The organism is Streptomyces sp. NPDC090499, assembly GCF_044769305.1.
GTDB lineage: Bacteria > Actinomycetota > Actinomycetes > Streptomycetales > Streptomycetaceae > Streptomyces.
Genome location: NZ_JBIVXP010000047.1, coordinates 1 through 1,387, shown reverse-complemented (window position 1 = coordinate 1,387; position 1,387 = coordinate 1). Strand labels below are relative to the sequence as shown.

The following is a 1,387-nucleotide window of genomic DNA, read 5'->3' as shown; positions in this document are numbered from 1 at the left end:
CCGGTGATGGGATTTACTTCCTGAGCTGGGGGTGGCCGCAGAGACCAGCGAGAAGCGACTGTTTACTAAAAACACAGGTCCGTGCGAAGCCGTAAGGCGATGTATACGGACTGACGCCTGCCCGGTGCTGGAACGTTAAGGGGACCGGTTAGCTCTGATTCGTCAGGGCGAAGCTGAGAACTTAAGCGCCAGTAAACGGCGGTGGTAACTATAACCATCCTAAGGTAGCGAAATTCCTTGTCGGGTAAGTTCCGACCTGCACGAATGGCGTAACGACTTCTCGACTGTCTCAACCATAGGCCCGGTGAAATTGCACTACGAGTAAAGATGCTCGTTTCGCGCAGCAGGACGGAAAGACCCCGGGACCTTTACTACAGTTTGATATTGGTGTTCGGTTCGGCTTGTGTAGGATAGCTGGGAGACTGTGAACTCCGGACGCCAGTTCGGGGGGAGTCGTCGTTGAAATACCAGTCTGGTCGTGCTGGATGTCTAACCTGGGTCCGTGATCCGGATCAGGGACAGTGTCTGATGGGTAGTTTAACTGGGGCGGTTGCCTCCTAAAGAGTAACGGAGGCGCCCAAAGGTTCCCTCAGCCTGGTTGGCAATCAGGTGTTGAGTGTAAGTGCACAAGGGAGCTTGACTGTGAGACCGACGGGTCGAGCAGGGACGAAAGTCGGGACTAGTGATCCGGCGGTGGCTTGTGGAAGCGCCGTCGCTCAACGGATAAAAGGTACCCCGGGGATAACAGGCTGATCTTCCCCAAGAGTCCATATCGACGGGATGGTTTGGCACCTCGATGTCGGCTCGTCGCATCCTGGGGCTGGAGTCGGTCCCAAGGGTTGGGCTGTTCGCCCATTAAAGCGGTACGCGAGCTGGGTTTAGAACGTCGTGAGACAGTTCGGTCCCTATCCGCTGCGCGCGCAGGAATATTGAGAAGGGCTGTCCCTAGTACGAGAGGACCGGGACGGACGAACCTCTGGTGTGCCAGTTGTTCTGCCAAGGGCATGGCTGGTTGGCTACGTTCGGGAGGGATAACCGCTGAAAGCATCTAAGCGGGAAGCCTGCTTCGAGATGAGTATTCCCACCCACTTGATGGGGTAAGGCTCCCAGTAGACGACTGGGTTGATAGGCCGGATCTGGAAGCCCAGTAATGGGTGGAGGTGACCGGTACTAATAGGCCGAGGGCTTGTCCTCAGTTGCTCGCGTCCACTGTGTTGGTTCTGAAACCACGAACAGCCCCACGTTGCCACAGCGTGGTGCGGCTGACAGTTTCATAGTGTTTCGGTGGTCATAGCGTGAGGGAAACGCCCGGTTACATTCCGAACCCGGAAGCTAAGCCTTACAGCGCCGATGGTACTGCAGGGGGGACCCTGTGGGAGAGTAGGAC

General features: G+C 56.7%; 2 rRNA genes (1 of these 2 cut by a window edge). Both read left to right on the top strand.

Annotation, left to right across the window (positions count from 1 at the left end):
* Nucleotides 1-1,192: ribosomal RNA gene (locus ACIQVL_RS51430) — 23S ribosomal RNA — on the top strand; it begins 1,624 nt to the left of the window's first position.
* An 88-nt stretch (nucleotides 1,193-1,280) separates the two neighbouring features.
* Nucleotides 1,281-1,387: ribosomal RNA gene (gene rrf / locus ACIQVL_RS51425) — 5S ribosomal RNA — on the top strand; the annotation flags it as partial.